The 25,406-nt window shown below is 64.8% G+C and carries 16 protein-coding genes, 1 tRNA gene, 3 rRNA genes and 3 pseudogenes; 7 read left to right on the top strand and 16 right to left on the bottom strand.

The genetic code is table 11. The annotated features are described in order from the left end of the window. Positions 1–6: 6 nt before the first annotated feature. The 4 genes and pseudogenes from BN4332_RS09475 to BN4332_RS09460 form a co-directional block, all read right to left on the bottom strand. Positions 7–396, bottom strand: a pseudogene (locus BN4332_RS09475) (carbohydrate ABC transporter permease); the annotation flags it as partial. Next, a pseudogene (locus BN4332_RS09470) lies at positions 381–947 on the bottom strand (ABC transporter substrate-binding protein); the annotation flags it as partial. The pseudogenes BN4332_RS09475 and BN4332_RS09470, both read right to left, overlap by 16 nt. A 76-nt stretch (positions 948–1,023) precedes the next feature. Then, positions 1,024–1,836 carry a carbohydrate ABC transporter permease gene (locus BN4332_RS09465; RefSeq protein ID WP_066898207.1) on the bottom strand — a complete coding sequence of 271 codons (813 nt, stop codon included), beginning with the start codon at positions 1,834–1,836 and terminating at the stop codon, positions 1,024–1,026. Continuing rightward, the gene (locus BN4332_RS09460) at positions 1,823–2,695 is read right to left on the bottom strand and encodes a carbohydrate ABC transporter permease (RefSeq protein ID WP_066898206.1); all 873 of its coding nucleotides are present in this window, start codon (positions 2,693–2,695) and stop codon (positions 1,823–1,825) included. Before BN4332_RS09460 ends, BN4332_RS09465 begins: the two co-directional genes overlap by 14 nt. A gap of 224 nt (positions 2,696–2,919) precedes the next feature. Here BN4332_RS09460 and BN4332_RS09455 point away from each other — a divergent pair, with 224 nt between their 5' ends. Beyond that, positions 2,920–3,702, top strand: coding sequence for a cutinase family protein (locus BN4332_RS09455; RefSeq protein WP_066898205.1), 783 nt, complete (start codon positions 2,920–2,922; stop codon positions 3,700–3,702). Between the two features lie 50 nt (positions 3,703–3,752). On the opposite strand, the gene BN4332_RS09450 is transcribed toward BN4332_RS09455, so the two are convergent. Both BN4332_RS09450 and BN4332_RS09445 read right to left on the bottom strand, forming a co-directional pair. Continuing rightward, complete coding sequence (locus BN4332_RS09450; RefSeq protein WP_066898204.1) at positions 3,753–4,739, bottom strand: NAD-dependent epimerase/dehydratase family protein; 987 nt, start codon at positions 4,737–4,739, stop codon at positions 3,753–3,755. A 166-nt stretch (positions 4,740–4,905) separates the two neighbouring features. Then, complete coding sequence (locus BN4332_RS09445; RefSeq protein ID WP_066898203.1) at positions 4,906–6,573, bottom strand: sulfatase-like hydrolase/transferase; 1,668 nt, start codon at positions 6,571–6,573, stop codon at positions 4,906–4,908. A gap of 71 nt (positions 6,574–6,644) precedes the next feature. Here BN4332_RS09445 and BN4332_RS09440 point away from each other — a divergent pair, with 71 nt between their 5' ends. From BN4332_RS09440 to BN4332_RS09430, 3 genes are read left to right on the top strand one after another with little or no spacing between them, the layout of a single operon-like run. After that, on the top strand, positions 6,645–8,162 hold the full coding sequence (locus BN4332_RS09440) for a TldD/PmbA family protein (RefSeq protein WP_066898246.1): 1,518 nt from the start codon (positions 6,645–6,647) through the stop codon (positions 8,160–8,162). Next, the gene (locus tag BN4332_RS09435; protein ID WP_066898202.1) at positions 8,159–9,520 is read left to right on the top strand and encodes a TldD/PmbA family protein; all 1,362 of its coding nucleotides are present in this window, start codon (positions 8,159–8,161) and stop codon (positions 9,518–9,520) included. The genes BN4332_RS09440 and BN4332_RS09435 overlap by 4 nt, the downstream gene beginning before the upstream one ends. Positions 9,521–9,562: 42 nt before the next feature. Continuing rightward, positions 9,563–10,231, top strand: coding sequence for a YwaF family protein (locus BN4332_RS09430; RefSeq protein WP_066898201.1), 669 nt, complete (start codon positions 9,563–9,565; stop codon positions 10,229–10,231). Here BN4332_RS09430 and BN4332_RS09425 read toward each other — a convergent pair. The 3 genes from BN4332_RS09425 to speB are packed head-to-tail and all read right to left on the bottom strand — an operon-like array spanning position 10,188 to position 14,230. Further along, complete coding sequence (locus BN4332_RS09425; protein WP_066898200.1) at positions 10,188–11,669, bottom strand: sodium:solute symporter family protein; 1,482 nt, start codon at positions 11,667–11,669, stop codon at positions 10,188–10,190. The two genes, BN4332_RS09430 and BN4332_RS09425, sit on opposite strands and share 44 nt — an antisense overlap. 16 nt (positions 11,670–11,685) lie before the next feature. Continuing rightward, on the bottom strand, positions 11,686–13,290 hold the full coding sequence (locus tag BN4332_RS09420; protein WP_066898199.1) for a thiamine pyrophosphate-binding protein: 1,605 nt from the start codon (positions 13,288–13,290) through the stop codon (positions 11,686–11,688). Beyond that, a complete protein-coding gene (gene speB, locus BN4332_RS09415) occupies positions 13,283–14,230 on the bottom strand; it encodes an agmatinase (RefSeq protein ID WP_066898245.1) in 948 nt (315 codons plus the stop codon). The genes BN4332_RS09420 and speB overlap by 8 nt, the downstream gene beginning before the upstream one ends. A 218-nt stretch (positions 14,231–14,448) precedes the next feature. Here speB and BN4332_RS09410 point away from each other — a divergent pair, with 218 nt between their 5' ends. Continuing rightward, positions 14,449–15,354 carry an Lrp/AsnC family transcriptional regulator gene (locus BN4332_RS09410; RefSeq protein ID WP_066898198.1) on the top strand — a complete coding sequence of 302 codons (906 nt, stop codon included), beginning with the start codon at positions 14,449–14,451 and terminating at the stop codon, positions 15,352–15,354. 37 nt (positions 15,355–15,391) lie between these two features. Further along, entirely contained in the window at positions 15,392–16,204 is an 813-nt protein-coding gene (locus BN4332_RS09405) for a carboxymuconolactone decarboxylase family protein (RefSeq protein WP_066898244.1), read from the top strand. Between the two features lie 67 nt (positions 16,205–16,271). Here BN4332_RS09405 and BN4332_RS09400 read toward each other — a convergent pair whose 3' ends face one another. Further along, positions 16,272–17,303: a threonine aldolase family protein gene (locus tag BN4332_RS09400; RefSeq protein ID WP_200820285.1), complete on the bottom strand. Its 1,032-nt coding sequence runs from the start codon at positions 17,301–17,303 to the stop codon at positions 16,272–16,274. A gap of 88 nt (positions 17,304–17,391) precedes the next feature. Here BN4332_RS09400 and BN4332_RS09395 point away from each other — a divergent pair. Next, positions 17,392–17,468, top strand: a tRNA-Ile gene (locus BN4332_RS09395). 85 nt (positions 17,469–17,553) lie between these two features. Here the strand turns inward: BN4332_RS09395 and BN4332_RS09390 are convergent. The 6 genes and pseudogenes from BN4332_RS09390 to BN4332_RS34235 all read right to left on the bottom strand — a co-directional run. Then, a pseudogene (locus tag BN4332_RS09390) lies at positions 17,554–17,997 on the bottom strand (tetratricopeptide repeat protein); the annotation flags it as partial. 158 nt (positions 17,998–18,155) lie between these two features. Continuing rightward, positions 18,156–18,269, bottom strand: a 5S ribosomal RNA gene (gene rrf / locus BN4332_RS09385). Positions 18,270–18,420: 151 nt separating this feature from the next. Then, a 23S ribosomal RNA gene (locus BN4332_RS09380) occupies positions 18,421–21,545 on the bottom strand. Between the two features lie 356 nt (positions 21,546–21,901). Continuing rightward, a 16S ribosomal RNA gene (locus tag BN4332_RS09375) occupies positions 21,902–23,419 on the bottom strand. The 16S, 23S and 5S rRNA genes sit together here, the layout of an rRNA operon. Before the next feature lie 393 nt (positions 23,420–23,812). Continuing rightward, the gene (gene tyrS / locus BN4332_RS09370) at positions 23,813–25,114 is read right to left on the bottom strand and encodes a tyrosine--tRNA ligase (RefSeq protein ID WP_066898197.1); all 1,302 of its coding nucleotides are present in this window, start codon (positions 25,112–25,114) and stop codon (positions 23,813–23,815) included. Between the two features lie 18 nt (positions 25,115–25,132). After that, positions 25,133–25,406 (bottom strand): DNA-3-methyladenine glycosylase (locus BN4332_RS34235; protein WP_235654060.1); only part of this gene is annotated, 274 nt, incomplete at its 5' end.

Below are 25,406 nucleotides of genomic sequence, written 5' to 3'. Positions count from 1 at the left end.
CGGTGCTCATTTGATTCCCGTGACGACGATCGAGCGGACGATGTTGCGCGAGAACGCGATGAACAACACGATGAGCGGAACGATGGCGACGGTGGTGGCCGCCATCACCAGCGTCCACTGCGCGTCGTACTGCGTCTGCAGCCCGGCCGTCGCGACCGTGAGTACCTGCCACTTGCTGCCACTGGTGATCACCAACGGCCACAGGAAGTTGTTCCACTGGCTCACCACCGTGATCAACGCCAAGGTCACCAGGATCGGCCGGCTGGCCGGCACCACCACATGGGTGAGCACATCCAGCGTGTTGGCCCCATCGAGGCGGGCGGCGTTGATCAGATCGCCAGGGATGGAGCGAAAGTACTCGCGCAGCAGGAAGATCGCGTACGGCNCGCCAGCGACCGCAGCGTGTCGTCGGGCCCGTTCGACCAACGCAGCGTGGTCATCTCGGCGAGATCGACGGCGGCGGCGTCGAGCAGGTCGGCGTTGAAGTACACGGCGATCCCGGCATCGGTCAGCTGTGGAACCGCCCACAGCGCATCGTTGCGGGTGAACTGGTTGACCACCGAGGGTTCCCAGGCCCGGGCGGCGTCGGCGCCGAGGGTCTGCCCGATGTTCAGCAGTCGCCCGTTGTCGGCGTAGCCGGCGAGATAGGCGTTGGACAGCCAGAAGATGTCATCGGCACTGCCGCCGGCGACATCGGTGCGCAGACTGTCGAAGTAGGCCGAGTAGGCGACGGTGTTGACCCGCACCTCGATGTCGGGATGCTCCTTGCCGAACTCCGCGAAGGACGCCCGGTAGGCGGCGGCGACCTGGGGGTCCCACAGCCGCACGGTGACGATGGTGCGGCCCTGCGGATCGGTGGAGCGGCCCAGCAGCACCGCGGCCGCCAGCAACACGGCCATGGTCAGCGCCAGGCCCGTGGCCAGCAGGGTCGAGCGGCGGAGTCTCATGCCGGCCCCCGGCCGCGAGATCGACAATATGGTTGCTGCCGGGCGGATTTCACGACCATGGCGTTGATCTCGGTGCTCATTTGATTCCCGTGACGACGATCGAGCGGACGATGTTGCGCGAGAACGCGATGAACAACACGATGAGCGGAACGATGGCGACGGTGGTGGCCGCCATCACCAGCGTCCACTGCGCGTCGTACTGCGTCTGCAGCCCGGCCGTCGCGACCGTGAGTACCTGCCACTTGCTGCCACTGGTGATCACCAACGGCCACAGGAAGTTGTTCCACTGGCTCACCACCGTGATCAACGCCAAGGTCACCAGGATCGGCCGGCTGGCCGGCACCACCACATGGGTGAGCACATCCAGCGTGTTGGCCCCATCGAGGCGGGCGGCGTTGATCAGATCGCCAGGGATGGAGCGAAAGTACTCGCGCAGCAGGAAGATCGCGTACGGCGACCCGAACATGAACGGCAGCACCAGCGCCCAGAAGGTGTTGCGCAACCCGGCCTCGGCCATCATCAGGTACAGCGGCACCACGGTCACGGTGGCGGGCACCATCAGCGTGGCGATGTAGACCCAGAACAACACGTCGCGTCCCGGAAACCGCAGCCGGGCAAAGGCATAGGCCGCCAACACCGAACACACCAGCTGGCCCAGCAGGATCACCGCGGTCATCAGCGCGGTCACCAGGATGGCCCGGCCGAACCCGGCATCGGCCAGCCCGAGGAAGTTCTCCAGGGTCGGCGGCGCGGGCAACGACAGTGGGGAATCGGTGGCGAACTGCTCGGCCGAGGTGAACGCCGTCAACAATCCGAGCCCGAACGGCAGCAGCGTGATCACCGCGCCGATCAGCAGCCCCACATAGACCGCGGCGTTACGTGAGGTCATAGCTGATCCTGCGGCGGAAGTAGATGTGCTGCAGCAGCGTGATGCCGACCAGGATGACGAACAACACGATGGCCATCACCGCGGCGCGGCCCACCGCCGCCGCACCGAACGCCTCCGCGTAGATGCGGTGGGCCACCAGATCGGTGCGGCCCTGCGGCCCGCCCGCAGTCAGCGCATACACGGTGTCGAATACCTGAGCGGCACTGACGATCCCGGTGACCAGCACGAAGAACAGAGTGGGCCGCAACATCGGCAGCGTGATGTGACGGAACCGCTGCCACGCGCCGGCGCCGTCGGTACGGGCGGCGTTGTGTACATCGGCGGGAATGTTGAGGATGCCGGCCAGGAAGAACAGCGTGACGTAGCCGACATTGGTCCACACCACCACCGCCGAGACCACCGGCAGTGCCAGCCCCGGATCGGTCAGCCACTCCACCGACCGGCCCAGCACGGTGCTCAGCGCGCCATCGGTGGGGGCGAGGATCCATTTCCACAACACCGCGATGGCCAGCGGCGCACAGATCCACGGCAGCACGTACACCGTGCGGAAGAATCCGGTCCCCGGCAGGCCTCGGGCCAGCAGCGTCGCCGCGACCAGCCCGAGCACGGTCTGCGTCGGCACCACCAACAGCACGAACAGCAGCGTCACCGCCAGCGACCCGGCGAACGCCGAATCGGTGAGCACCGAGGTCCAATTGTCCAGGCCGACATACTCGATCGGGCCCAGCAGATCCCACCGGTGCAGACTCAGCCAGATCACCACCAGCATGGGCAGCAGCAGGAAGGTGACGACCCCGAACAGGCTGGGGGCGACAAGCGCGTATCCCAGTGCGGTCGAGCGGACCCGCGAGGTGGCCATCGAGCCATTAAAGCGGGTGGCGACCGGCAGACGCCACGCTGGTCGGAGGGGCGTGTTGTCAACGCTCGATCGCCGCGGCCTCATCCCGCTCGGTGCGATTTGCTCAGATGACGTAGATCACTTGACGGCTCAGGAATCGAAGTCGAGTCAACCGGCTTGTAGCAATTGGTTGCCACTACCACACCGAGGTCTTGGCAAACGAGGCTAAAGGGTGGGACCAGGACATGAGCGCAGCGCAGGCGGCCTACGGGCGCGTGACCTTCACCAAAGTGGCACAGTCCACGATCTTCGTTGTGTTCGCCTTGGTGGCGATGGTCTTCGGCTCGCTGGCCGGGCCGATCGCCTCGGCCGACGCGGCCGACGGGTGTGCCGACGTCGAGGTGGTCTTCGCCCGCGGTACCAACGAGGCGCCGGGTGTCGGCGCGACTGGACAGGCTTTCGTCGACGCGCTCAGGGCCGACCTGCCCGGCAAGTCCGTCGACGTGTACGCCGTGAACTACCCGGCATCGCTGAACTTCGGTCAGGCGGTCGACGGGATCGCCGATGCGAGCAACCGCATCCAGTCGATCGCCGCGACCTGCCCGGCGACCAAGATCGTCCTCGGCGGGTACTCGCAGGGCGCCGCGGTGGCCGGCTACACCACCTCCAGCTCCGTTCCGGCCGGGTATGTGCTGCCCGCCGGGATCAGCGGCCCGATGCCGGCTTCGGTCGCCTCGCACGTCGCCGCCGTGGCGCTGTTCGGAACTCCCGACGAGTGGGTTCTGGGGCTGGCCGACCGCAGCGCCCCGCCGATCGCGATCGGTGCGCCGTACGTCGCCAAGACCATCCAGCTGTGCGCCACGGGCGACCCGATCTGCTACCCGGGCGGTCTGAACCGCGCTGCCCACAGCTCCTACAAGGACAACGGAATGGCCGTCCAGGCAGCTGATTTCGCGGCCCGCCAGCTGAGTGCGGGCGCCCCGTCGGCGCCGGTGGTGCAAACCTCAGGGCAGGTCGGCGGCAACTGACGCCAATTGAACACGAGGCTGATGGCCGGAAGCGGATTCGCTTCCGGCCATCACTCTTCGAGCTGCCGGAACCCGGCGACGGTGTCGGCCAGCGTGATTCGCGGATCACGGTAGGTGATGCCGAGATCGCGTTCGCTCGGTGAGTCGTCGGACGCCGGCATCTGGGTGTAGTACTGCATACCGGCCTCGGTGAACGGTGTCTGGAACGGCAGGAACGGACCCATGCGGTCCAGCACCTGACCGGCAACGCGCAGGACGGTGTCGGGAACCGGGACGGCGAACATGGTCTTCTCACCGACCTCGGTGAGGAGTTTGGCCAATTGGTCCACCGGAATCCGATGGCCGCCGGCCATATAGCGCCGCGGTCCGCGACCCGGCTCCAACAGGGCGACGTGCAGGGCGGCCAGGTCGCGGCCGTCGACGATCGTCCAGGCCGCGCTGCGGCCCGGTATCGCTCCCAATTGCAGGGCGGCGGCGACGCCCTCGCCGGCTTCGCCGAATTGGTTTCCGACCGGCGGTCCCATCACCATGCCGGGATAGGTGATGTTGACCGGCGCCCCGGCGTCCTGCATTCCGCGGGCATAGATCTCGACCTGGGCCTTGGACCGACCGTAGCCGTCGGTGCCGCCGAACACCGGCAGGTCCGCGTCGAGGGTCTCCACATCGGGGTTGAACAGCGCGGTGATGCTCGATACGTGGATGATCGGATCGAGACCGAGTTCGACGGCGCCGCCGAGCACGTTGCGCGCACCGTCCATGTTGGTGCTCATCATCTGCGCCGTCTGGCTGGGATCGGTCGCGACCAACGCGGCACTGTGCAGCACGGCGTCGCAGCCGTCGAGTGCGCGCAGGACGGAGTCGCGGTCGGTGATGTCGCCGACCGCATGGTCGGACACATCGACCCCGAGCTTGGCGACGCTGGTGTGCAGGCGGTCAGGATTGCGTACCAGGAAGCGGACCGAATGACCCGCGTCGGCAATCGCTTTCGAGCTCCATCCGCCGACAAATCCGGTACCGCCGGTGACCAAAACACGCATGACGCGAACCTCCTGGCGAACGAACGACGTCGCACAGACGCTAGTACGTCGGACGTCGCCGGGAAGCGGTTTTGGCTGCTCGGTCGGCTCAGCCTCCGTGCTGGTTGTGTCGGCTCAGCCTCCGCGCTGAATTTGTCGGCTCAGCCTCCGTGCTGAACTTGTCGGCTCAGCCTCCGCGCAGTTCCGCGAGCTCCCTCATATTCGCCAACCCTTGCTCCTGCGCCTCATCGAGGAAGTCGGGCAGCGGAGCACGCAGCTCGGGCAGCACCTCGTGGTCGAGCAGCGCCTGCAGGTCGGCCTGTTTGGCGCTGCGGCCGGCCAGGTTGTCGAGCTCGTGGCCGCCGGAAGGCGTTGAGTAGTCGTACAACTCGTGATGGATGGGTCGCGAGGTGTCGATGTCCATGGTGCCGGGCTTCCAGTACGTGTACATGCCGAGCTTGGCCTCCGGGGTGCGCACGGCCACGATGTGGCTGGGTGCCGAAGTCGGGATCTCCATCGGCGGCCCGGAAGTGCCGAAGAACTTCTTTGCCAGTGGCGATTTCATCAAGGCCGCCATCTCCTCGACCGACATGTCGTCGGTGGCGTGGGCGATCCAGGGCCGGCCCGGTGCGGCGGCGTCGGCCGCCATGCCGGCGATGTCGGCCCGGCCGGCCAGATACGAGTAGCGCGAGTCCGACCGCCAGCCCGACCCGCCGTGTGCAATGGTCAACAACAGCGACGCCAGGTCGGCGCTGGACGTCAACTGCGTCCGGGTGTCGCCGGGTGACGGTGTCAAATGACCTGACGGATCACGGATGTAGAGCGGCACCCGGATGCTCTCCTCGTAGACCGCGGCGCCCTTGCCGCGCAGGCCGTGCGAACCGGCGTACTCGCCGTGGTCGGAGGTGAACACCACGACCGTGTTCTCGTCGATCTCCGGCCGAGCCGCGAGAGTGTCGAGCACCCGGCCGATCTGGGTGTCCACCTGCTGATGCAGCCACAGGTACATGTCCAGGCACCGCGCCCACTGCGCGGCCGCGTCGGGCCCGGTGTAGTCCATGGCGCCCGTCATCAACGGCGACATGAAGTTCATGTAGTCGATCTGCAGCTGGGGTTTGCCGCGGCGACGTAGATCGTCAGCGGTCTCGAAGTTCACCGGTTTGGCGTTGAATACGTGTGGAACATCTTCTGGCAGCGAATTTTTGGGCCACCAGCAGATATCGTGCGGGTTGACCAGGGAGACGGTCGTGCACCACGGGCCTTCGTCGGCATGGGCGTCGAACCATCCGGTGAACTGATCGACGATCGACGGGTCTTGGTGCAGCCCCTGGTTGGGCGCACCGTTGGGGGACGGGTAGGTGCCGCCGGCGAAGCCGTGGACGTCCAAGCCGTCCGGCGTGTTGTCGGCCGCACTGCCCAGATGCCATTTGCCCCACCACCAGGTGCGGTATCCGGCGTCGCGCAGCATCGTGCCCCAGGTGGGGAAGCGGGCGGCCAGAGTCGATTCGGTGGGGCCCTCTCCGGTGTACAGACACCCGGTCTGATGTGAGTAGAGCCCGGTGGTCAGCACACCGCGTGACGGTGTGCACATGTTCGACGCGCTGTAGTGCGAGCCGAAGACGGTGCTGCGTGTCCGCAGCCGGTCGAGGTTGGGCAGCAGCGCCCCGAGCTGCTGGGTGTCGGGAAACCATTGCGGCGCGCGCATCTGGTCGACGATCACCACGAGGATGTTGGGCCGCCCGGCCGATGCGGCCTCGCGCCGCCCCAACAATTCGTAACCGCCGAATCCCACCGCGGCCGCACCTGCGGCCACCGCAACGCCACCGAGAACCGTCCGCCTGCTGACCTCTGCCATTTAGTCAGGCTAAGGGGTCATCCTGTGCGCAACATGAGTTTCGTGAACAGCACCCTTTAGTGTGGGAAATCGTGACAGCTCAACGACGTGTGGACGCCGATTTCCTGGAGCTGCCCCGGTTCGAGCTGGCTGACGCGGCACTGACCGCGGCAGCCGCGGCCGGCGCCAGCTATGCCGATCTGCGGGTTCACCGCATCACGACCGAGATCATCCAACTACGTGACGGTGAGCTGGAGACCTCAGTGGTCAACCGTGAGGTCGGGTTAGCGGTGCGCGTGATCGTGGACGGCGCGTGGGGCTTCGCCTCCCACGCCGAGCTGGCCCCGGGCGTCGCCGCGGAGACGGCGCGCCGGGCCGTGCAGGTGGCTACGACGTTGGGCCCGCTGAACGCCGAGCGGATCGAGCTGGCCGCCGAACCGGTCTACTCCGACGTGACCTGGGTGTCCGAGTACGGCATCGATCCCTTCACGGTGCCCGCCGCCGACAAGATCGCCCTACTCGCCGGATACTCCGACCGGCTGCTGGCGGCCGACGGCGTCGATCACGTCTCGGCCGGAGTGCACGCGGTCAAGGAGCAGACGTTCTACGCCGACACTTTCGGCTCCTCGATCACCCAGCAGCGGGTGCGGGTGATGCCGATGATGGAGGCCGTCGCCGTGGACGCCGCCGCCGGAAGCTTTGAGACCATGCGCACCCTGGCACCACCGACGGCGCGCGGATGGGAAGCCCTGGCCGGTGACCAGGTGTGGGACTGGACCGGCGAGCTGGCGGAACTGCCGACCCTGCTGGCCGAGAAGACCAAGGCGCCCTCGGTGGTCGCCGGCCCCACCGACCTGGTGATCGACTCGTCCAATCTGTGGCTGACCATCCACGAATCCATCGGGCACGCCACCGAATACGACCGGGCCATCGGGTACGAGGCCGCCTATGCCGGCACGTCGTTCGCCACTCCGGACAAGCTGGGCACCATGCGCTACGGCTCACCGGTGATGAACGTGACCGCCGACCGCACCGTGGAATTCGGCCTGGCATCGGTCGGTTTCGACGACGAGGGCGTGCGGGCGCAGAGCTGGGACCTGGTGCGCGACGGGATCTTCGTCGGCTATCAGCTGGACCGGGTGTTCGCGCCGCGCCTCGGCCAGTCCCGCTCCAACGGCTGCTCCTACGCGGACTCGCCGCACCATGTGCCGATCCAGCGGATGGCCAACGTGTCGTTGCAGCCCGCGCCGGAGGACATCAGTACCGATGACCTCATCTCACGGGTGGCCGACGGTATCTACATCGTCGGGGACAAGTCCTGGTCAATCGACATGCAGCGGTACAACTTCCAATTCACCGGCCAGCGGTTCTACCGGATCCGCGACGGCCGGCTGGACGGCCAGCTGCGGGACGTGGCGTATCAGGCCACCACCACCGACTTCTGGGGCGCGATGGAAGCCGTTGGCGGACCGTCGACCTGGCGTCTGGGTGGGGCGTTCAACTGCGGCAAGGCCCAGCCCGGTCAGGTGGCGCCGGTCAGCCACGGCTGCCCGAGTGCCCTGTTCCGCGGCATCAACGTGCTCAACACCCGAACGGAGGGCGGCCGATGATCGGCGCACAGCAGGTCCTCGACATCGCGCTGGCGGCGGCAGGTTCTGGCACGGAAACCATGGTGCTGGTCACCGACCGATCGGACGCCTCGTTGCGGTGGGCCGGAAACTCGATGACCACCAACGGTGAGACGGTCAGCCGCACCACCACGGTGATCTCGATCGTGCGGCGGGGGGACACGGCGCACGTCGGGTCGGTCCGCACCACCGAGGTCGATCCGGCGGTGATCCCGGAACTGGTTGCCGCGGCGCAACGGTCCGCGGAGTCCTCTCCCGAGGCCCGCGACGCCGCGCCACCGTTGCCGGGGACGGGCGTGCCCGCCGACTGGGATGCACCGGTGGAGGGCACCGGCGCGCGGGTGTTCACCGGCATCGCCGATGACCTGGCCAAGGGATTCGCCGGCTCCGACCGGCTCTACGGGTACGCCCGCCACGTGCTGGAGACGACGTTCGTGGCCACCTCCACCGGGCTGCGCCGGCGGTACACGCAGCCGACCGGTTCGGTGGAGATCAACGCCAAGCGCGACGGTGCCAGCGTGTGGGCCGGCGTGAGTACCCCCGATTTCGTTGATGTGCGGGTGGATTCGCTGCTCGACGAGTTGGCGCTGAAGCTCGGCTGGGCGCAGCGGACCGTCGAGCTGCCCGCCGGCCGGTACGAGACCGTGATGCCGCCGTCCACGGTGGCCGACATGATGATCTACCTGACCTGGGCCATGGACGGGCGCGGCGCGCAGGAAGGACGCACCGCGCTGTCGGCGCCCGGCGGAACCAGGGTGGGGGAGAAGCTCACCGATCTCGGGCTGACCCTGTACTCCGACCCGTTCGCCGACCGGCTGGCCTGCCAACCGTTCGTCGCGGTGCCGAGTTCCTCGGAGCGCGTGTCGATCTTCGACAACGGCATGGACATCGGCCGGGTGGATTGGATCCGCAACGGGACGGTCAACGCACTGGCCTACCCGCGGGCCGTGGCCGCCGAATACGAGGCGCCGGTCGCCGTGCCCGCCGACAATTTGCTGATGACCGGCGGCGCAAAAGATTTGGCTGACATGATCGCGGGTACCGAACGCGGCCTGCTGTTGACCACGCTGTGGTACATCCGCGAGGTCGACCCGACGGTGTTGTTGCTGACCGGCCTGACCCGCGACGGCGTCTACCTGATCGAGGATGGCGAGGTGACCGCCGCGGTGAACAACTTCCGGTTCAACGAGAGTCCGCTGGACCTGTTGCGGCGGGCCACCGAGGCCGGAGTCAGCGAGGTCACCCTGCCGCGCGAGTGGGGCGACTGGGCGACGCGGGCGTCGATGCCGACGCTGCGGATCCCTGACTTCCACATGTCCTCGGTGAGCCAGGCGCAATGAGCTAGAAGGAGCCGAAAAGTCCTCTCCCAACGGCAATTCACGGTGTACGGCCCCTCACACTGGGTCGCCATCGCCGTGTTCGTCGTCGGGGCGGTGCTGCTGGTCTGGCTGGGGCGCCGTCAGACCGAACAACAATCCCGGGTGTGCGGCCGCATCCTCGGCGCGGTGACGGCGGCGATCTACCTCGCGATGCTGGTCTACACCCTGACCCCGCCGTCGCTCGACCGGTCGGTGCCGTTGCGGTTGACCGACCTGGCCACTGTCGTCGGCGCCTACGCGCTGTGGTCGCAACGCCAGTGGGCGTATGTGCTGACCTACTACTGGGGCCTGGTGCTGAGCACCCAGGCGCTGATCTCCCCGGTGCTCAAGAGCGCGGATTTTCCGCACTACGAGTTCCTGGCGTTCTGGTCGATCCACCTGCTCGTGGTCTGGGCGGCAATCTATTTGACCTGGGGGCGCGGCATGCGCCCCGACTGGCGCGCCTATCGGCTGGTGGTTTCGGTGACGGCGGTGTGGGCGCTCGCCACCATGACATTCAACGCGATCGCGGGAACCAACTACGGCTTCCTCAACGCCAAACCCGCGACCGCCTCCCTGCTTGATCTGATGGGCCCGTGGCCGGTCTATGTGCTGGTGGCCAGCGCCCTGGTGGCCGGGGTGTGGGCGCTCATGACGTGGCCATGGGAACGTCGGCGGTATCGCGCCCGCTGAGCCGGTCGTCCCACACCTGCAGCACCTCGGCGCGGGTGCGCGGGGTCGCCAGGCTGACCGCGATGTAGGTGATCAGGCTGGCCAGCAGGCCGTAGTAGATGGGCTCGTTGGCCAGTACGTCCCCGACGATCGCCATCGTGCCAAGGGTGACGGCGGTGCCGACCGCCATCGCGGCCAGCGCACCGGCCCCGGTGGCGCGCTTCCAGAGGAATCCGCCGAGGATCGGTACCAGCAGCCCGCCGACCAGGATGTCGTAGGCGATGGTCAGTGCCCCGACCACGTCGTTGAGCAGCGCGGCGATGATGATCACGATGACACCGAGCACCGCGACGTAGCGGCGGTCGGAATGCACGTCCACTTCGGGGTTCTCGCCCTCGGCCCGGGTGTCGGCGGGCCTGCCGAGCAGGCGGGCCAGCATCGGCTTGATGTCGGTGCGGGCCACCGTGGCGGTGGCGATCAATGCCCCCGACGCGGTCGACATCATCGCGGCCACGGCCGCGGCCAGTACGAGGCCGCTGATGCCGACGGGCAGAATCGCCTCGGCGATCTGGGCGTACACATCGTCCTTGGCTTCGACGTCGGGCATGAACGTCGATGCGGCCATGCCGATCAGCGCCCCGGCGATGCCGTACAGCACGCAGTAGAGCGCGGCCGTCGTCCCACCCCAGCGGGCGACCTGCGGGGAGCGCGCGGTGAAAACCCGCTGCCAGATGTCCTGTCCGATCAGCATTCCGAAGCTGTAGACGACGAAGAACGTGATGATGGTCTCGGTGCCGATCGCGGTGAGGTCGAACACCGCGTCGCCGGCGCGTTCCCGGATACCGTCGAATCCACCTGCCTTGTTCCAGGTGAACGGCAGCAGCAGGAAGAACACCCCGACGGTCTTGAGGATGAACTGCACCATGTCGGTCAGCGTGATGGACCACATGCCGCCGATCGCCGAGTACAACATGACAACCATGCCGCCGATGACCACGGAAAGTGTTCGGCCCGTGCCGAACAGCACGTTGAACACCGTCGCGTAGGCGATGGTCGAGGTGACCGACAGCATCAGGGTGTAGGCCGCCATCACCACCCCGGAGGCCGAGGTGGCGTCTACTCCGTAGCGCAGGCTGAGCATCTGCGCGACGGTGTAAACCCGAAGGCGCTGAATGGGTCCGGCGAAGAACAGGCTCAGCGCGAGCAGGCCGACGGCGATCGCCACCACCAGCCACATCCCGGAGATGCCCCACTTGTAGCCCAGGCCGACGCCGCCGACGGTGGAGGCGCCGCCGAGCACGACGGCGGCCATGGTGCCGGTGTACAACGTGGGCCCCAGCCGGCGACCCGCGACCAGGAAGTCGGCGGAGTCCTTGGTGCGGGTCTTGCCCCAGAATCCGAAGGCGAGCATCGCGACGAGATAGATGACCACGATCGCGATATCGACTGGTTTACCCACGATGTCATTCCTTCGGTCAGAGGTGAGTGGGGGCGAACATGCTGAGTACTGCGGGCAGCACGACGACAGCTGGGCCGTCGGTGCCGAATGTGGCGGCCACGATCTCGCCGACGGTGTCGGGTGTGGCGGTGTGGGCGGGAATGCCGAAACTTTCTGCGAGCCGGGCGAAGTCGGGGCGGGCCAGCTCGGTGGCGGTCGCGGTGCCGAACTCGGCGGTCATGTACTCGCGCAAGATGCCGTAACCACCATCGTCGACGATCAGCCAGGTGACGTTGGCGTCGTGCTGGCGGGCGGTGGCCAACTCGGCGATCGAGTACATGCCACCGCCGTCACCCGATACCGCGAAGGTGCGCTCACCGGTGGCGATCGCGGCGGCCAGGGCGGCCGGGAAGGCGAAGCCCAGACCACCGGCGCCCTGCGCGGAATGGAAGGCGCCATCTTGTGGGTCCCAGGCCGACCAGGCCCAGTAGCCGGCGATCGTCATGTCCCAGAACGTATGGGTGGCCGACGGCACCGCAGCCCGCAGATCGGCCATGAGTTGCAGTTCGGTGGCCACGTTCTGCCCGGAGAGCCTGTCCTGCACTGCTTTGCGCAACTCGGCGGCGTGCGTCGCGCCCTCGGTGGTGTCCCGGGCATCGACCTTGGTGGCCAGTGCCAGCATGGCTTGCGCCGCGTCGGCATGGATGGCCAGTGCCGGGTGGTTGGCCTCCAGCACGCGGGCCTCGGCGTCGACGTGGATCAGCCGACCGCGCGGGGCGAAGGTGAAGTAGTTGCTGGTGACCTCGCCGATCGCGGTGCCGACGGCCAGCAGGACGTCGGCGTTCTCCAACATCTCGGTGGTGTAGCGGTCCTCGATCCAGGAGGCGGCCGACAACGGGTGGTCGAACCCGATGGCGCCCTTGCCGCCCACGGTGGAAACCACCGGGGCGCCAAGCCTTTCGGCCAGCGCCACCAGAGCGTCGGGGCCGCCGTCCGACCGGCGCACCCCGCCGCCGGCCAGGATGACCGGTGTCTGCGCGCCGTTCAGCAGCGCGGCGGCTTCCTCGATCAACTCGGGGCGCGGGGCACGTTGCGTCGGTGTCGCGTCGAGGGCACGCACCGGCGGCACCGTCGTCGGCTCCAGCAGCACATCCTGCGGGATCTCCACCCAGGTCGGCCCGGCCGGCGCCGACCGGGCCAACGCGTAGGCATCGGCGATCAGGCTCGGAATCTCGGCGGCCCGCCGCACGGTGGCAACGCTTTTGGTGACGTTGACGGCGCTGGCCTTCTGATCGTCGAGCTGGTGCAGCATGCCGCGGCGCAGACCCAGGCCGGCCCGCGGTACCTGGCTGGCGATCACCAACACCGGTACGCCGCTGGCGTAGGCCTCCTGCAGTGCGCCTAGGGCGGTCAACGCGCCCGGGCCGGTGGACAGGAACAGCACGCCGACCTCGCCGGTGGCGCGGCTGTAGCCGTCGGCGCCGAACGCCGAGTTGTTCTCCACCCGCGAGCTGACGAACCTCAGGTCACTGCGCCGGATGGCGTCGAACAACCCGAGGGCGTTCTGTCCGGGGATGCCGAACACATGCGAGACGCCCAGTGCGGTAAGGGTTTCGACGACGACGTCGCCCCCGTTACGCATCGGGACCCAAGGCCAGCAGGGACACCAGGTCGTAGGCGACGTGTGATGCGGCCACGCCGGTGATCTCGGCGTGGTCGTAGGCCGGGGACACCTCGACCACGTCGGCACCGACCAGGTTCAGCCCACGGAAGCCGCGCAGGATCTCCAGCAGCTCACGGCTGGTCATGCCGCCGGCCTCGGGGGTGCCGGTGCCGGGCGCGTGGGCGGGATCGAGCACATCGATGTCGATCGACACGTAGACGGGCCGGTTCCCGAGGCGTTGGCGCAGCTTGTCGACGACCTCGCGCACACCCTGGTAGTACACGTCGGACGAGGTGACGATGCCGAACCCGAACCGGCGATCGTCCTCGAGATCCTTCTTGCCGTACAACGGCCCGCGGGTGCCGACGTGGGACAGCGCCTCGGTGTCGAGGATGCCCTCCTCGACGGCGCGGCGGAACGGGGTGCCGTGGGTGTATTCGGCACCGAAGTAGGTGTCCCAGGTGTCCAGGTGGGCATCGAAGTGCACCAGGGCGACGGGGCCGTGCTTGGCTGCCGCCGCGCGCAGCAGTGGCAGTGCGATGGTGTGGTCACCACCGATGGTCACCAGTTTGGTCCCGTCGGAGGTGAGGTCGCGGGCGGCGCCTTCGATGGTCTCGATCGCCTCGTGAATGTTGAACGGGTTCACCGCGATATCGCCGGCATCGGCGACCTGGACGAGCTCGAACGGCGACACGTCCATCGCGGGGTTGTACGGGCGCAGCAGTCGCGAGGACTCCCGGACGTGAGTGGGGCCGAAGCGGGCGCCGGGCCGGTAGGAGACGCCGGAATCGAACGGCACCCCCGCCACGACCACGTCGGCCTTGGTCACCTGGTCCAGACGGGGCAACCGGGCGAAGGTGGCCGGACCGGCGAAGCGCGGGATCTTCGAAGCGTCGACGGGGCCGATCGGGGCGGTCATGCTGTCACTTCCTCTGCGGTCGTAGTGATCTGCGTTACGGTAAACCCGCAGTTCATCGCATGCAATCACTTCAATCATCAGAAGCATTCAAAGAATATTGATCTGACGGCAGCTCGCGTCATTTCAGTCAGAAGAAGCGATAGATCCGCTCGACAGTGAACTTTGTGCCGGTACGTTTGTGAAGATAATTCTTCGACCGATTTTCAGGCGGTGCCCGGATGGACGAGATGGATGAGGCGATCATCAGCCTGCTCGAGGCCGACGGGCGGCTGACGCACCGCGACATCGCCCACCGCGTGGGGCTGTCCCGCTCGGCCGCCGCCGCCCGAATCCAGCGCCTGATCGACGGCGGGCAAGTGGTCGTCCGCGGTGTCGTGCACCCCGCGGTCCTCGGTCGCGGTGCGCTGGCCCATGTCAGCGTGATGGTCGATGGGCCGGTCGCCGGGATCGCGGCGAATCTGGCGGAGCGCGTCGACATCGCGTTCCTCTCGCTGACCAGCGGCGCGTACGGGCTGATCGCGGAGGTGCGGGTCGGCTCGATCCGCGACGTCGACGGGGTGATCGCCGAGTTGCGGGCGATGGCGGGCGTGGTGGGCGTCGACACGCTCACCTATGTCGAGGTGCTGCGCGACGTGGTCGGCCCGGTCGGTGATGTCAGCGTCGAGGTCGACGACCTGGACTTGGCGCTGCTGCGCGCCCTCCAGGATGACGGGCGGGCGTCCTATGTGGATCTCGCTCAGATGGTGGGTCTTTCCCCCGCGGGAGCACGTCGGCGCGTGGTGCGGTTGGTCGAATCGCAGGTTGTTCGGATCGGGGCCGTGGTCCGGCATTCCGGGCAGGACCGGCAGAGCGCACTCGGGCTCGGCATCCGGCTGACTGGAGCCGGCGATGAGGTGGTGGCGGCGCTGGTGGGCATGCGATCGGTGATCTTCGTGGCCCGCACGCTCGGACGCTTCGACTTGTTGGCCACGGTGCGGGCGTTCTCGGCGGCGCAATTGGTGGAGATCCTCGACGCGATTCGGGCGCTGCCGGGGGTCGGCGTCGTCGACAGCTGGGTGCATCTGGACGTGGTCAAGGAGAGCTATGCCTCCGGTCTGGAGGCGATGGTTTCGGGGCCCGGGTAATCCCACGAGAGCGGCCGAGGTGGTGGATACTGCGGATGTGTCTGCCGATCTGTTCAGCGAGTTGACGCATCTGGTCGCACTGTCGCCGCCACGACTGGCCGATATCAACGCCGACGTGCGTGAGGTATGTGCCTCGGCACTGGGATTGGTGCCGTTGCCGGCCGAAACCCGCGGCGGCACTGTCGATCCGATGGTCAGCGAATTCGCCGAGCAGTTCAGCATCGACGTGACCGGCATCAACGCCGCCCAGCGTGCGGCATTCTCCGATCTGCTCGGGCCCGACGTGTTCACCGTGGCGACGATGATCTATGTGGCCGACTTCGTGCCCCGGGTGCGGGCCGGGTTGTCGGCGGTGGGCGTGGACTGGCCCGCAGAGGTCGTGGCCTGGGATCACGACACCAACCCGGCCGACTACGTGCTGGACACCTTCGTTCCCGCCGTGGGGCGGATGCGTGCGCTGGACCCGGTGACGTCCGAGATCGTCCGGCTGCGCGGGGCCCGCCAGCACAACTGCCGGCTGTGCAAGTCGCTGCGGGAAGCCGCGGCACTGGAAGCCGGCGCCACCGAATCGGATTTCGACGCCATCGACGACTTCGAGAATTCCGGTCTGTCCGATCGGCACAAGGCCGCGCTGCGCTATGTCGACGCGTTGATCTGGACTCCCGCCAACGTGTCCGGCGATGAACTACGCGAACACTTTTCGCAGGACGAGGCCGTCGAACTGACCCTGGACGTCATGCGCAACGCCTGCAACAAGGTGGCCGTCGCGCTCGGTGCCGATGCGGCCCGCGTCGACGAGGGCACCGAGCAATACCGGCTGGGCGACGACGGGCAGCCGATCTACAGCTGAGGTTTTCGGCGATCGCCACTGCGCCGCTTTCTACCCGTGGGTGGTTGCCCGGGCCGAACTACCGCCCTCAGGTAGAAATCGACGACAGCAGCCGCAGCACGCCGTCCACCTCGGCGTCCGTGGTCGCCCACGAACAGACGAAGCGCGCGGCGGGCCGCAGGGGGTCGGGGCGGTGCACGGCATAGCTCGCCGAAACCTCCTCGTACGTGGCGGGTTCGAGGTCGACGAACACCTCGTTGGCCTCGGTGGGGCAGGACAGTGTGAGACCCAAAGCCGACAATCCCGCGCTGAGCCGGGCGGCCATCCGGTTGGCGTGGGCGGCCGTCTGCAGCCACAGCCCGTCGTGCAGCATCGCCTCGAACTGGGCCGCGATGAAGCGCTGCTTGCTGGCCAATTGGCCGATCTGCTTCTGCACGAAGTGAATTCCGTCGAACAGGTCGGGTCGGCGGACCAGGATCGCGTCGCCCATCAGCATGCCGTTCTTGGTGCCGCCGACCGTCACGATATCGGCGTCGGCGATGGCTTCTCGCGGTGAGACATCCAGGGCGGCAATCGCATTGGCGATGCGGGAGCCGTCGACGTGGACCAGCAGGTCGAGGTCGTGGGCGTGGTCGACGAAGTCCTTGATGGCCTGCGGGGTCCACACCCGGCCGTTCTCGGTGGACTGGGTGATGGTGACGATGCGGGGCTGGGAATGATGCACCGGCCCGCGGCGGGTGATCGCGGTGTCGAGAGCGGACGGGTCGATCAAGCCGTTGTCACTGGACAGCTGCGTCACCGGAGCTCCAGATAGCCGTACCGGGCCGCCGGCCTCGTCCACCAGAGAGTGGGCGATGTCGCTGCACAGGATCTCCTGCCACGGCCGGACCGCCGAGGCCAGCGCGATGACGTTGGCCGCGGTACCGGTGAGTGCGAACAGCACCTGTGCATCGGGGGAGTCGAACGCGGCCTTGATGGTCTCGGCCGCCCGCTGGGTAACCGGATCGTTCCCGTAGGACGCGGCGGAGCCGGTGTTGGCCGCGGCGATCGCGTCGATCACCTTCGGGTGCGCGGGGGCGGCGTTGTCGGAGGCGAACGCGTGAGAAGGCACGTCCGCCATGATCCCACCTGGCGTGATGGCACCACGTGCCCTCATTTGGCTCGGTCGCTTCGCCATGTGGGACCATATTGCCGCGCAGATGCGCCCGGGGGCGGTAGCTCAGTCGGTTAGAGCCGTGGACTCATAATCCATTGGTCGCGGGTTCGAGCCCCGCCCGCCCCACCAGGTCAGCCTATATTTAGGCTAGCCTTCCTATCCACATCACTGTACCCATTCGTCACCGCGTGTACAGCAAGTGCACACAACACCCCTGTGCCCAGTCCCCGCAGTAGTAGGCCGCGATACCGACCGCCTCGCGCACCACGGCGATCCGGCCGGCCCGGTTGCGGGCGGCGCGGGCATGGGCCAGAGCGGTTTCGGGATCTTCGTCGAGCAGCTTGCCTGCCATCACCAGGTGCCGGGCCACGAAGTCGGCCGTCGCCTTGTCCAGCGTCACCAGTTCCCGACGGACGTCGGGGGCCAGTTCTTTCGCTTCGACGTCGACCGGCAACTTCGGGCCGTCATTCTTCGGCTGGGCATCGTCGCTGGGTTGCGCATTGCGTGCCCGGCCCGGCCCGGATACCCGGGGAGCGCCGCCACGCTGATCACGGCCCCGCTGATCGCGAGGACGACGATGACCTGAATTGCTCGATGCGCGGTCGTTGGATGCACGCCGCGGGCGCCGCTCTGCGTCGCCTTGCCTATCTCCGACCACGTGTGCCTTTCTACCCGCCCTTCCCGCAAAGGATACTGGCAGCTGCCACGGCCGACATAATCATGTCAATACCGGGCTCGGAATTGTCGTTGAAAAGAACTGATCGATAAAAACGAATCACCCCCCACGCAAAACGTGGGGGGTGATTCTTAATTTGTGTTCGGCGGTGTCCTACTTTTCCACCCGTGTGGGTAGTATCATCGGCGCTGGCAGGCTTAGCTTCCGGGTTCGGGATGGGACCGGGCGTTTCCCTGCCGCTATGGACCGCCGTAACTCTATTCACTCGTTTGTGAGTGCAAATCCTGTGTGTTTTGGTGGTGGGGTGCGGTGCACTCCGATCACACGTGGTGTGGGTGTTTATGGATGTGGTTGCGAGACAGATGTGTGTCTTACGAAACTCGTCAAACGTTGGTGTTTGTTGGTTGTTGTAAGTTTTCGGCCGGTTAGTGCCAGTTCCCTGCACCTATTACTAGGCTTCCAGGTCTGGTCTATCAATCCCGTGGTCTGCGGGGGGCCTTATCCCTCTAAAAGGGTGAGAAGCCTGGTCTTGGAGGGGGTTTCCCGCTTAGATGCTTTCAGCGGTTATCCTGTCCGAACGTGGCTATCCAGCGGTGCTCCTGGTGGAACAACTGGTGTACCAGAGGTTCGTCCGTCCCGGTCCTCTCGTACTAGGGACAGATTTCCTCAAGCTTCTGACGCGCGCGGCGGATAGAGACCGAACTGTCTCACGACGTTCTAAACCCAGCTCGCGTGCCGCTTTAATGGGCGAACAGCCCAACCCTTGGGACCTGCTCCAGCCCCAGGATGCGACGAGCCGACATCGAGGTGCCAAACCATCCCGTCGATATGGACTCTTGGGGAAGATCAGCCTGTTATCCCCGGGGTACCTTTTATCCGTTGAGCGACACCCCTTCCACTCAGAGGTGCCGGATCACTAGTCCCGACTTTCGTCCCTGCTCGACATGTACGTCTCGCAGTCAAGCTCCCTTGTGCACTTACACTCAACACCTGATTGCCGTCCAGGTTGAGGGAACCTTTGGGCGCCTCCGTTACATTTTGGGAGGCAACCGCCCCAGTTAAACTACCCACCAGGCACTGTCCCTGAACCGGATATACGGTCCGAGGTTAGAGGCCCAATACGATCAGAGTGGTATTTCAACAACGACTCCACAACCACTGGCGTGGCTGCTTCACAGTCTCCCACCTATCCTACACAAACCGTATCGAGCACCAATACCAAGTTGTAGTGAAGGTCCCGGGGTCTTTTCGTCCTGCCGCGCGTAACGAGCATCTTTACTCGTAGTGCAATTTCGCCGAGTCTATGGTTGAGACAGTTGAGAAGTCGTTACGCCATTCGTGCAGGTCGGAACTTACCCGACAAGGAATTTCGCTACCTTAGGATGGTTATAGTTACCACCGCCGTTTACTGGGGCTTAAATTCTCCGCTTCACCCCGAAGGGTTAACGGGTCCTCTTAACCTTCCAGCACCGGGCAGGCGTCAGTCCGTATACATCGTCTTGCGACTTCGCACGGACCTGTGTTTTTAGTAAACAGTCGCTTCTCACTGGTTTGTGCCACCCCCTCCCGCTACCCACCGCAAGGGTGTTGACGATATGGGGGTCCCCCTTCTCCCGAAGTTACGGGGGCATTTTGCCGAGTTCCTTAACCATAGTTCACTCGTACGCCTTAGTATTCTCTACCTGACCACCTGTGTTGGTTTGGGGTACGGGCCGTGTATGTCCTCGCTAGAGGCTTTTCTTGGCAGCATAGGATCACCGAATTCGCCTCAAACGGCTATGCATCACCTCTCAGGATATATGCCAGACGGATTTGCCTATCTGACTCCCTACCGGCTTACCCCAGTACAACCACTGACTGGTACGGCTACCTTCCTGCGTCACCCCATCGCTTGACTACTACCCACCGGGGTCCCACGCAGCCCCGTCAACGCCTCACCCCGAAGGGATCAGTCACGACGGTTTTGGATGGTTAGCACAATGGATTCATCAGGGACGCACATACACGGGTACGGGAATATCAACCCGTTGTCCATCGACTACGCCTGTCGGCCTCGCCTTAGGTCCCGACTCACCCTGGGAGGACTGGCCTGGCCCAGGAACCCTTGGTCTTTCGGCGGGCAAGGTTCTCACTTGCCTATTCGCTACTCATGCCTGCATTCTCACTCCCACACCCTCCACAGCTAGATCACTCTGCTGCTTCACCGGATGCAGGACGCTCCCCTACCCAGCCATAAATGGCTGCCGCGGCTTCGGCGGTGTGCTTGAGCCCCGCTACATTATCGGCGCACAATCACTTGACCAGTGAGCTATTACGCACTCTTTCAAGGGTGGCTGCTTCTAAGCCAACCTCCTGGTTGTCTTCGCGACTGCACATCCTTTTCCACTTAGCACACGCTTAGGGGCCTTAGCCGGCGATCTGGGCTGTTTCCCTCTCGACGCACGGAGCTTATCCCCCGCCGTCTCACTGCCACACTCTTGGACTTGTCGGCATTCGGAGTTTGGCTGACGTCAGTAACCCTGTGGGGCCCATCGGCCATCCAGTAGCTCTACCTCCAACAAGAAACATGTGACGCTGCACCTAAATGCATTTCGGGGAGAACCAGCTATCACGGAGTTTGATTGGCCTTTCACCCCTACCCACAGCTCATCCCCTCAGTCTTCAACCTAAGTGGGTTCGGGCCTCCACGCGGTCTTACCCGCGCTTCACCCTGGCCATGGGTAGATCACTCCGCTTCGGGTCCAGAACACACCACTACACCACACACTATTGTGTGGATACGCCCTATTCAGACTCGCTTTCGCTGCGGCTACCCCACCCGGGTTAACCTCGCGACATGTCCCTGACTCGCAGGCTCATTCTTCAAAAGGCACGCCATCACCCCACGACAAAGTCGAAGGCTCTGACGGATTGTAAGCGCACGGTTTCAGGTACTATTTCACTCCCCTCCCGGGGTACTTTTCACCATTCCCTCACGGTACTAATCCGCTATCGGTCACTGGGAAGTATTCAGGCTTACCGGGTGGTCCCGGCAGATTCACAGCAGATTTCACGGGCCCGCTGCTACTCGGGAACACCGTTCAAGGTAGATGTCAGGTTTTCACGTACCGGGCTCTCACCGTCTACGGCAGGTCATCCCAAACCACTTCCGCTAACCACAACATTTTCTCACTACCCTCCAGCCAGGTAGAACTGGAAAAACAGGTCCCACAACCCCGCACACACAACCCCTACCCGGTATCACATGCATACGGTTTAGCCATCCTCCGCTTTCGCTCGCCACTACTCACGGAATCACATTTTGTTTTCTCTTCCTACGGGTACTGAGATGTTTCACTTCCCCGCGTTCCCTCCCAACACCTATGTATTCAGTGCAGGGTGACACGACATCACTCGTGCCGGGTTTCCCCATTCGGACATCCTCGGATCAACGCTCGGTTGGCAGCTCCCCGAGGCATATCGCAGCCTCCAACGTCCTTCATCGGCTCCCAGTGCCAAGGCATCCACCATGCGCCCTTAAACACTTACAACACAAAAACCAAAAATGAGTTTCAAAAGAAATTGCACATCAACACACAAACGCGACCAGAAACCCGAAGGCCCCCAGCCACACTCTGCGTGCTAGATGCTCGCAACCACTATCCACAAATCAAACACCACACCCCACCACCAAAGTGAGGCAACAACACACCCCCTGCCCCCAACGGGACAGGACTGCGGGCCTGTTGTCTCAAAGCCCAATAGTGTGTTCGGCAGTCCATCACCAACGCTTTCCCGCGCCAGCTCAACGTTTGTTGTGCACCAAACCGTGCCCACTACAGGCAACCGGTTCCTCACGGCTCGGGTAAGACCCAGTGTCTTGAACCCTTTTCGTGGTGCTCCTTAGAAAGGAGGTGATCCAGCCGCACCTTCCGGTACGGCTACCTTGTTACGACTTCGTCCCAATCGCCGATCCCACCTTCGACGGCTCCCTCCACAAGGGTTAGGCCACCGGCTTCGGGTGTTACCGACTTTCATGACGTGACGGGCGGTGTGTACAAGGCCCGGGAACGTATTCACCGCAGCGTTGCTGATCTGCGATTACTAGCGACTCCGACTTCACGGGGTCGAGTTGCAGACCCCGATCCGAACTGAGACCGGCTTTGAAAGGATTCGCTCCACCTCACGGCATCGCAGCCCTTTGTACCGGCCATTGTAGCATGTGTGAAGCCCTGGACATAAGGGGCATGATGACTTGACGTCATCCCCACCTTCCTCCGAGTTGACCCCGGCAGTCTCTCACGAGTCCCCACCATAACGTGCTGGCAACATGAGACAAGGGTTGCGCTCGTTGCGGGACTTAACCCAACATCTCACGACACGAGCTGACGACAGCCATGCACCACCTGCACACAGGCCACAAGGGAACCGACATCTCTGCCGGCGTCCTGTGCATGTCAAACCCAGGTAAGGTTCTTCGCGTTGCATCGAATTAATCCACATGCTCCGCCGCTTGTGCGGGCCCCCGTCAATTCCTTTGAGTTTTAGCCTTGCGGCCGTACTCCCCAGGCGGGGTACTTAATGCGTTAGCTACGGCACGGATCCCAAGGAAGGAAACCCACACCTAGTACCCACCGTTTACGGCGTGGACTACCAGGGTATCTAATCCTGTTCGCTCCCCACGCTTTCGCTCCTCAGCGTCAGTTACTGCCCAGAGACCCGCCTTCGCCACCGGTGTTCCTCCTGATATCTGCGCATTCCACCGCTACACCAGGAATTCCAGTCTCCCCTGCAGTACTCTAGTCTGCCCGTATCGCCCGCACGCCCACAGTTAAGCTGTGAGTTTTCACGAACAACGCGACAAACCACCTACGAGCTCTTTACGCCCAGTAATTCCGGACAACGCTCGGACCCTACGTATTACCGCGGCTGCTGGCACGTAGTTGGCCGGTCCTTCTTCTATAGGTACCGTCACTTGCGCTTCGTCCCTATTGAAAGAGGTTTACAACCCGAAGGCCGTCATCCCTCACGCGGCGTCGCTGCATCAGGCTTGCGCCCATTGTGCAATATTCCCCACTGCTGCCTCCCGTAGGAGTCTGGGCCGTATCTCAGTCCCAGTGTGGCCGGTCACCCTCTCAGGCCGGCTACCCGTCGTCGCCTTGGTAGGCCATTACCCCACCAACAAGCTGATAGGCCGCGGGCCCATCCCACACCGCAAAAGCTTTCCACCACACACCATGAAGCGCGTGGTCCTATCCGGTATTAGACCCAGTTTCCCAGGCTTATCCCAAAGTGCAGGGCAGATCACCCACGTGTTACTCACCCGTTCGCCACTCGAGTACCCCGAAGGGCCTTTCCGTTCGACTTGCATGTGTTAAGCACGCCGCCAGCGTTCGTCCTGAGCCAGGATCAAACTCTCCAAACAAAAACTCCCAGACCAAAGCCCAGGCAGAATTCGAATCAGAAAAATCCGATCACAAACAAAAGACACCAAAAACTGGCATCAAAAAACAAAACCACACCCTAAACGGGAAAAAGAGCGTGGCCAAAAACAACAAACAAAAACCACCAAACACACTATTGAGTTCTCAAACAACACGCCCGAGTTTGTCGCGCAGAAATCCCGCGGCTAAAAGCCGCTGAACTTTACTGCGGGCAGTGAGAAGACCCACCGTAATGGGTGTCTCTCTCGGATTTCGTCTTCGCTCTCCGGCGCTTGTCCGTGTCGCTCTGACCTGGAATAAGTTACGTGAGCGCTAACAGGGAGTCAAATCGCCAGGTCATTGCGACGTTTTCCCAGGTCAGCGCCCACGCGCGACTAACCGGAAGCGCTCGCCCGCCGGACCCCGGCAATGTGCCGCTTGCCACGTCGCAACACGAGCCAACGGTCGTGCAGAAAGTCCGAGTGCTGTGGTATCCACTCGTCACTTTCGATACGAATGTTGTTCACGTACACCCCGCCCTCGGCGACGTTGCGACGTGCCGCGCCCTTACTCGGCGCCAATTCGGTGGCGACCAGAAGATCGACGATCGAGTCGGGGCCACCAGGAGTCAGCTCGGCCACCTGACCATTACTCGCCTCGCGCAGCGCCGCGCCGAGCGTCGATTCGTCGAGGTCGGTGAGCTCGCCCCGCCCGAACAACGCCTGACTGGCCAGCTCGACCGCCGTCGTGGCGGCCTCCCCGTGCACCAACGTGGTGAGTTCGCGGGCCAATCGCTTCTGCGCGGCCCGCTCATGCGCCCGGTTCTTGGTCGCGTCCTCAAGCTCGGCGATGTCGTCGGCGGGCAGGAAGGTGAACCAGCGCAGGTACCCGATGACATCGGCGTCGGCGGTGTTCACGAAGTACTGGTACCAGGCGTACGGGCTGGTCATCTCGGGGTCCAGCCACAGATTGCCGCCGCCGGTCGACTTGCCGAACTTCTTGCCCTCGGAGTCGGTGACCAGCGGAGTCGTCATGGCATGGACGGTGGCGCCCAGCTTCTGGCGGACCAACCGGGCGCCGGCCACGATGTTGCCCCACTGGTCGGAGCCGCCGATCTGCAATGCGCAGCCGTACCGCTGGTGCAGTTCCACGAAGTCATTGGCCTGCAGCAGCATGTAACTGAACTCGGTGTAGGAGATGCCGTCGCCCTCCAGCCGGCGCCGGACCGTCTCCCGGTCGAGCATCACGTTGACCGAGAAGTATTTGCCCAGGTCACGCAGGAATTCGATCGCAGACAACTCCCCTGTCCACGACAGGTTGTTCTCGACGATCGCACCGGTCGGGGTGTCGTCGAACTCGACGAACCGTTCCAGCTGGCCGCGAATCCGGCCGGCCCAGTCGGCGACCGTATCGGCGGTGTTCAAGGTGCGTTCCCCGGTGTCGCGGGGATCGCCGATCATCCCGGTGGCCCCACCGGCGAGCACTATCGGCCGGTGCCCGGCGCGCTGGAATCGCCGCAGCGTGAGCAGGGGTACGAGATGCCCGGCATGCAGACTCGGCGCGGTCGGGTCGAAGCCCGAATAGACGGTCATGGGTCCCTTGGCCAGGTCAGTCGCCAGGGCGTCGCGGTCGGTCGACTGCGCGATCAGCCCACGCCAGTCCAGCTCATCGAGGATTCCCATCGCTCTAGAAGTCATGCGATCAATCATCGCGTTTCAGTCACTGGAGCCGGGCGCCGGGGCGCGGGGGCTGCGCCGGTACGCCGACACCTCCGCCCGATCGGCCAGCCACAATCGCCACCGCCGGTCGGCGGCCTTGCTCACCCCCACCCGTGGGCCCTCGATCGCCGGAACCGGATCGCTCAACGCCAGCCGGATCGGGCTGGTGGCAGCGAAGAGGTCAATTCCGTTGTCCTCCATGGTGATTTCGAGCGCTGAGCACAGGTTGCCCGGCCCCCGGGCCAGCGCCACCGGCCGCACGGCCGGCCCG

The organism is Mycolicibacterium houstonense, assembly GCF_900078665.2.
GTDB lineage: Bacteria > Actinomycetota > Actinomycetes > Mycobacteriales > Mycobacteriaceae > Mycobacterium > Mycobacterium houstonense.
The sequence above is the reverse complement of the archived record's forward strand: the minus strand, read 5'-3'. Positions and strand labels throughout refer to the sequence as shown.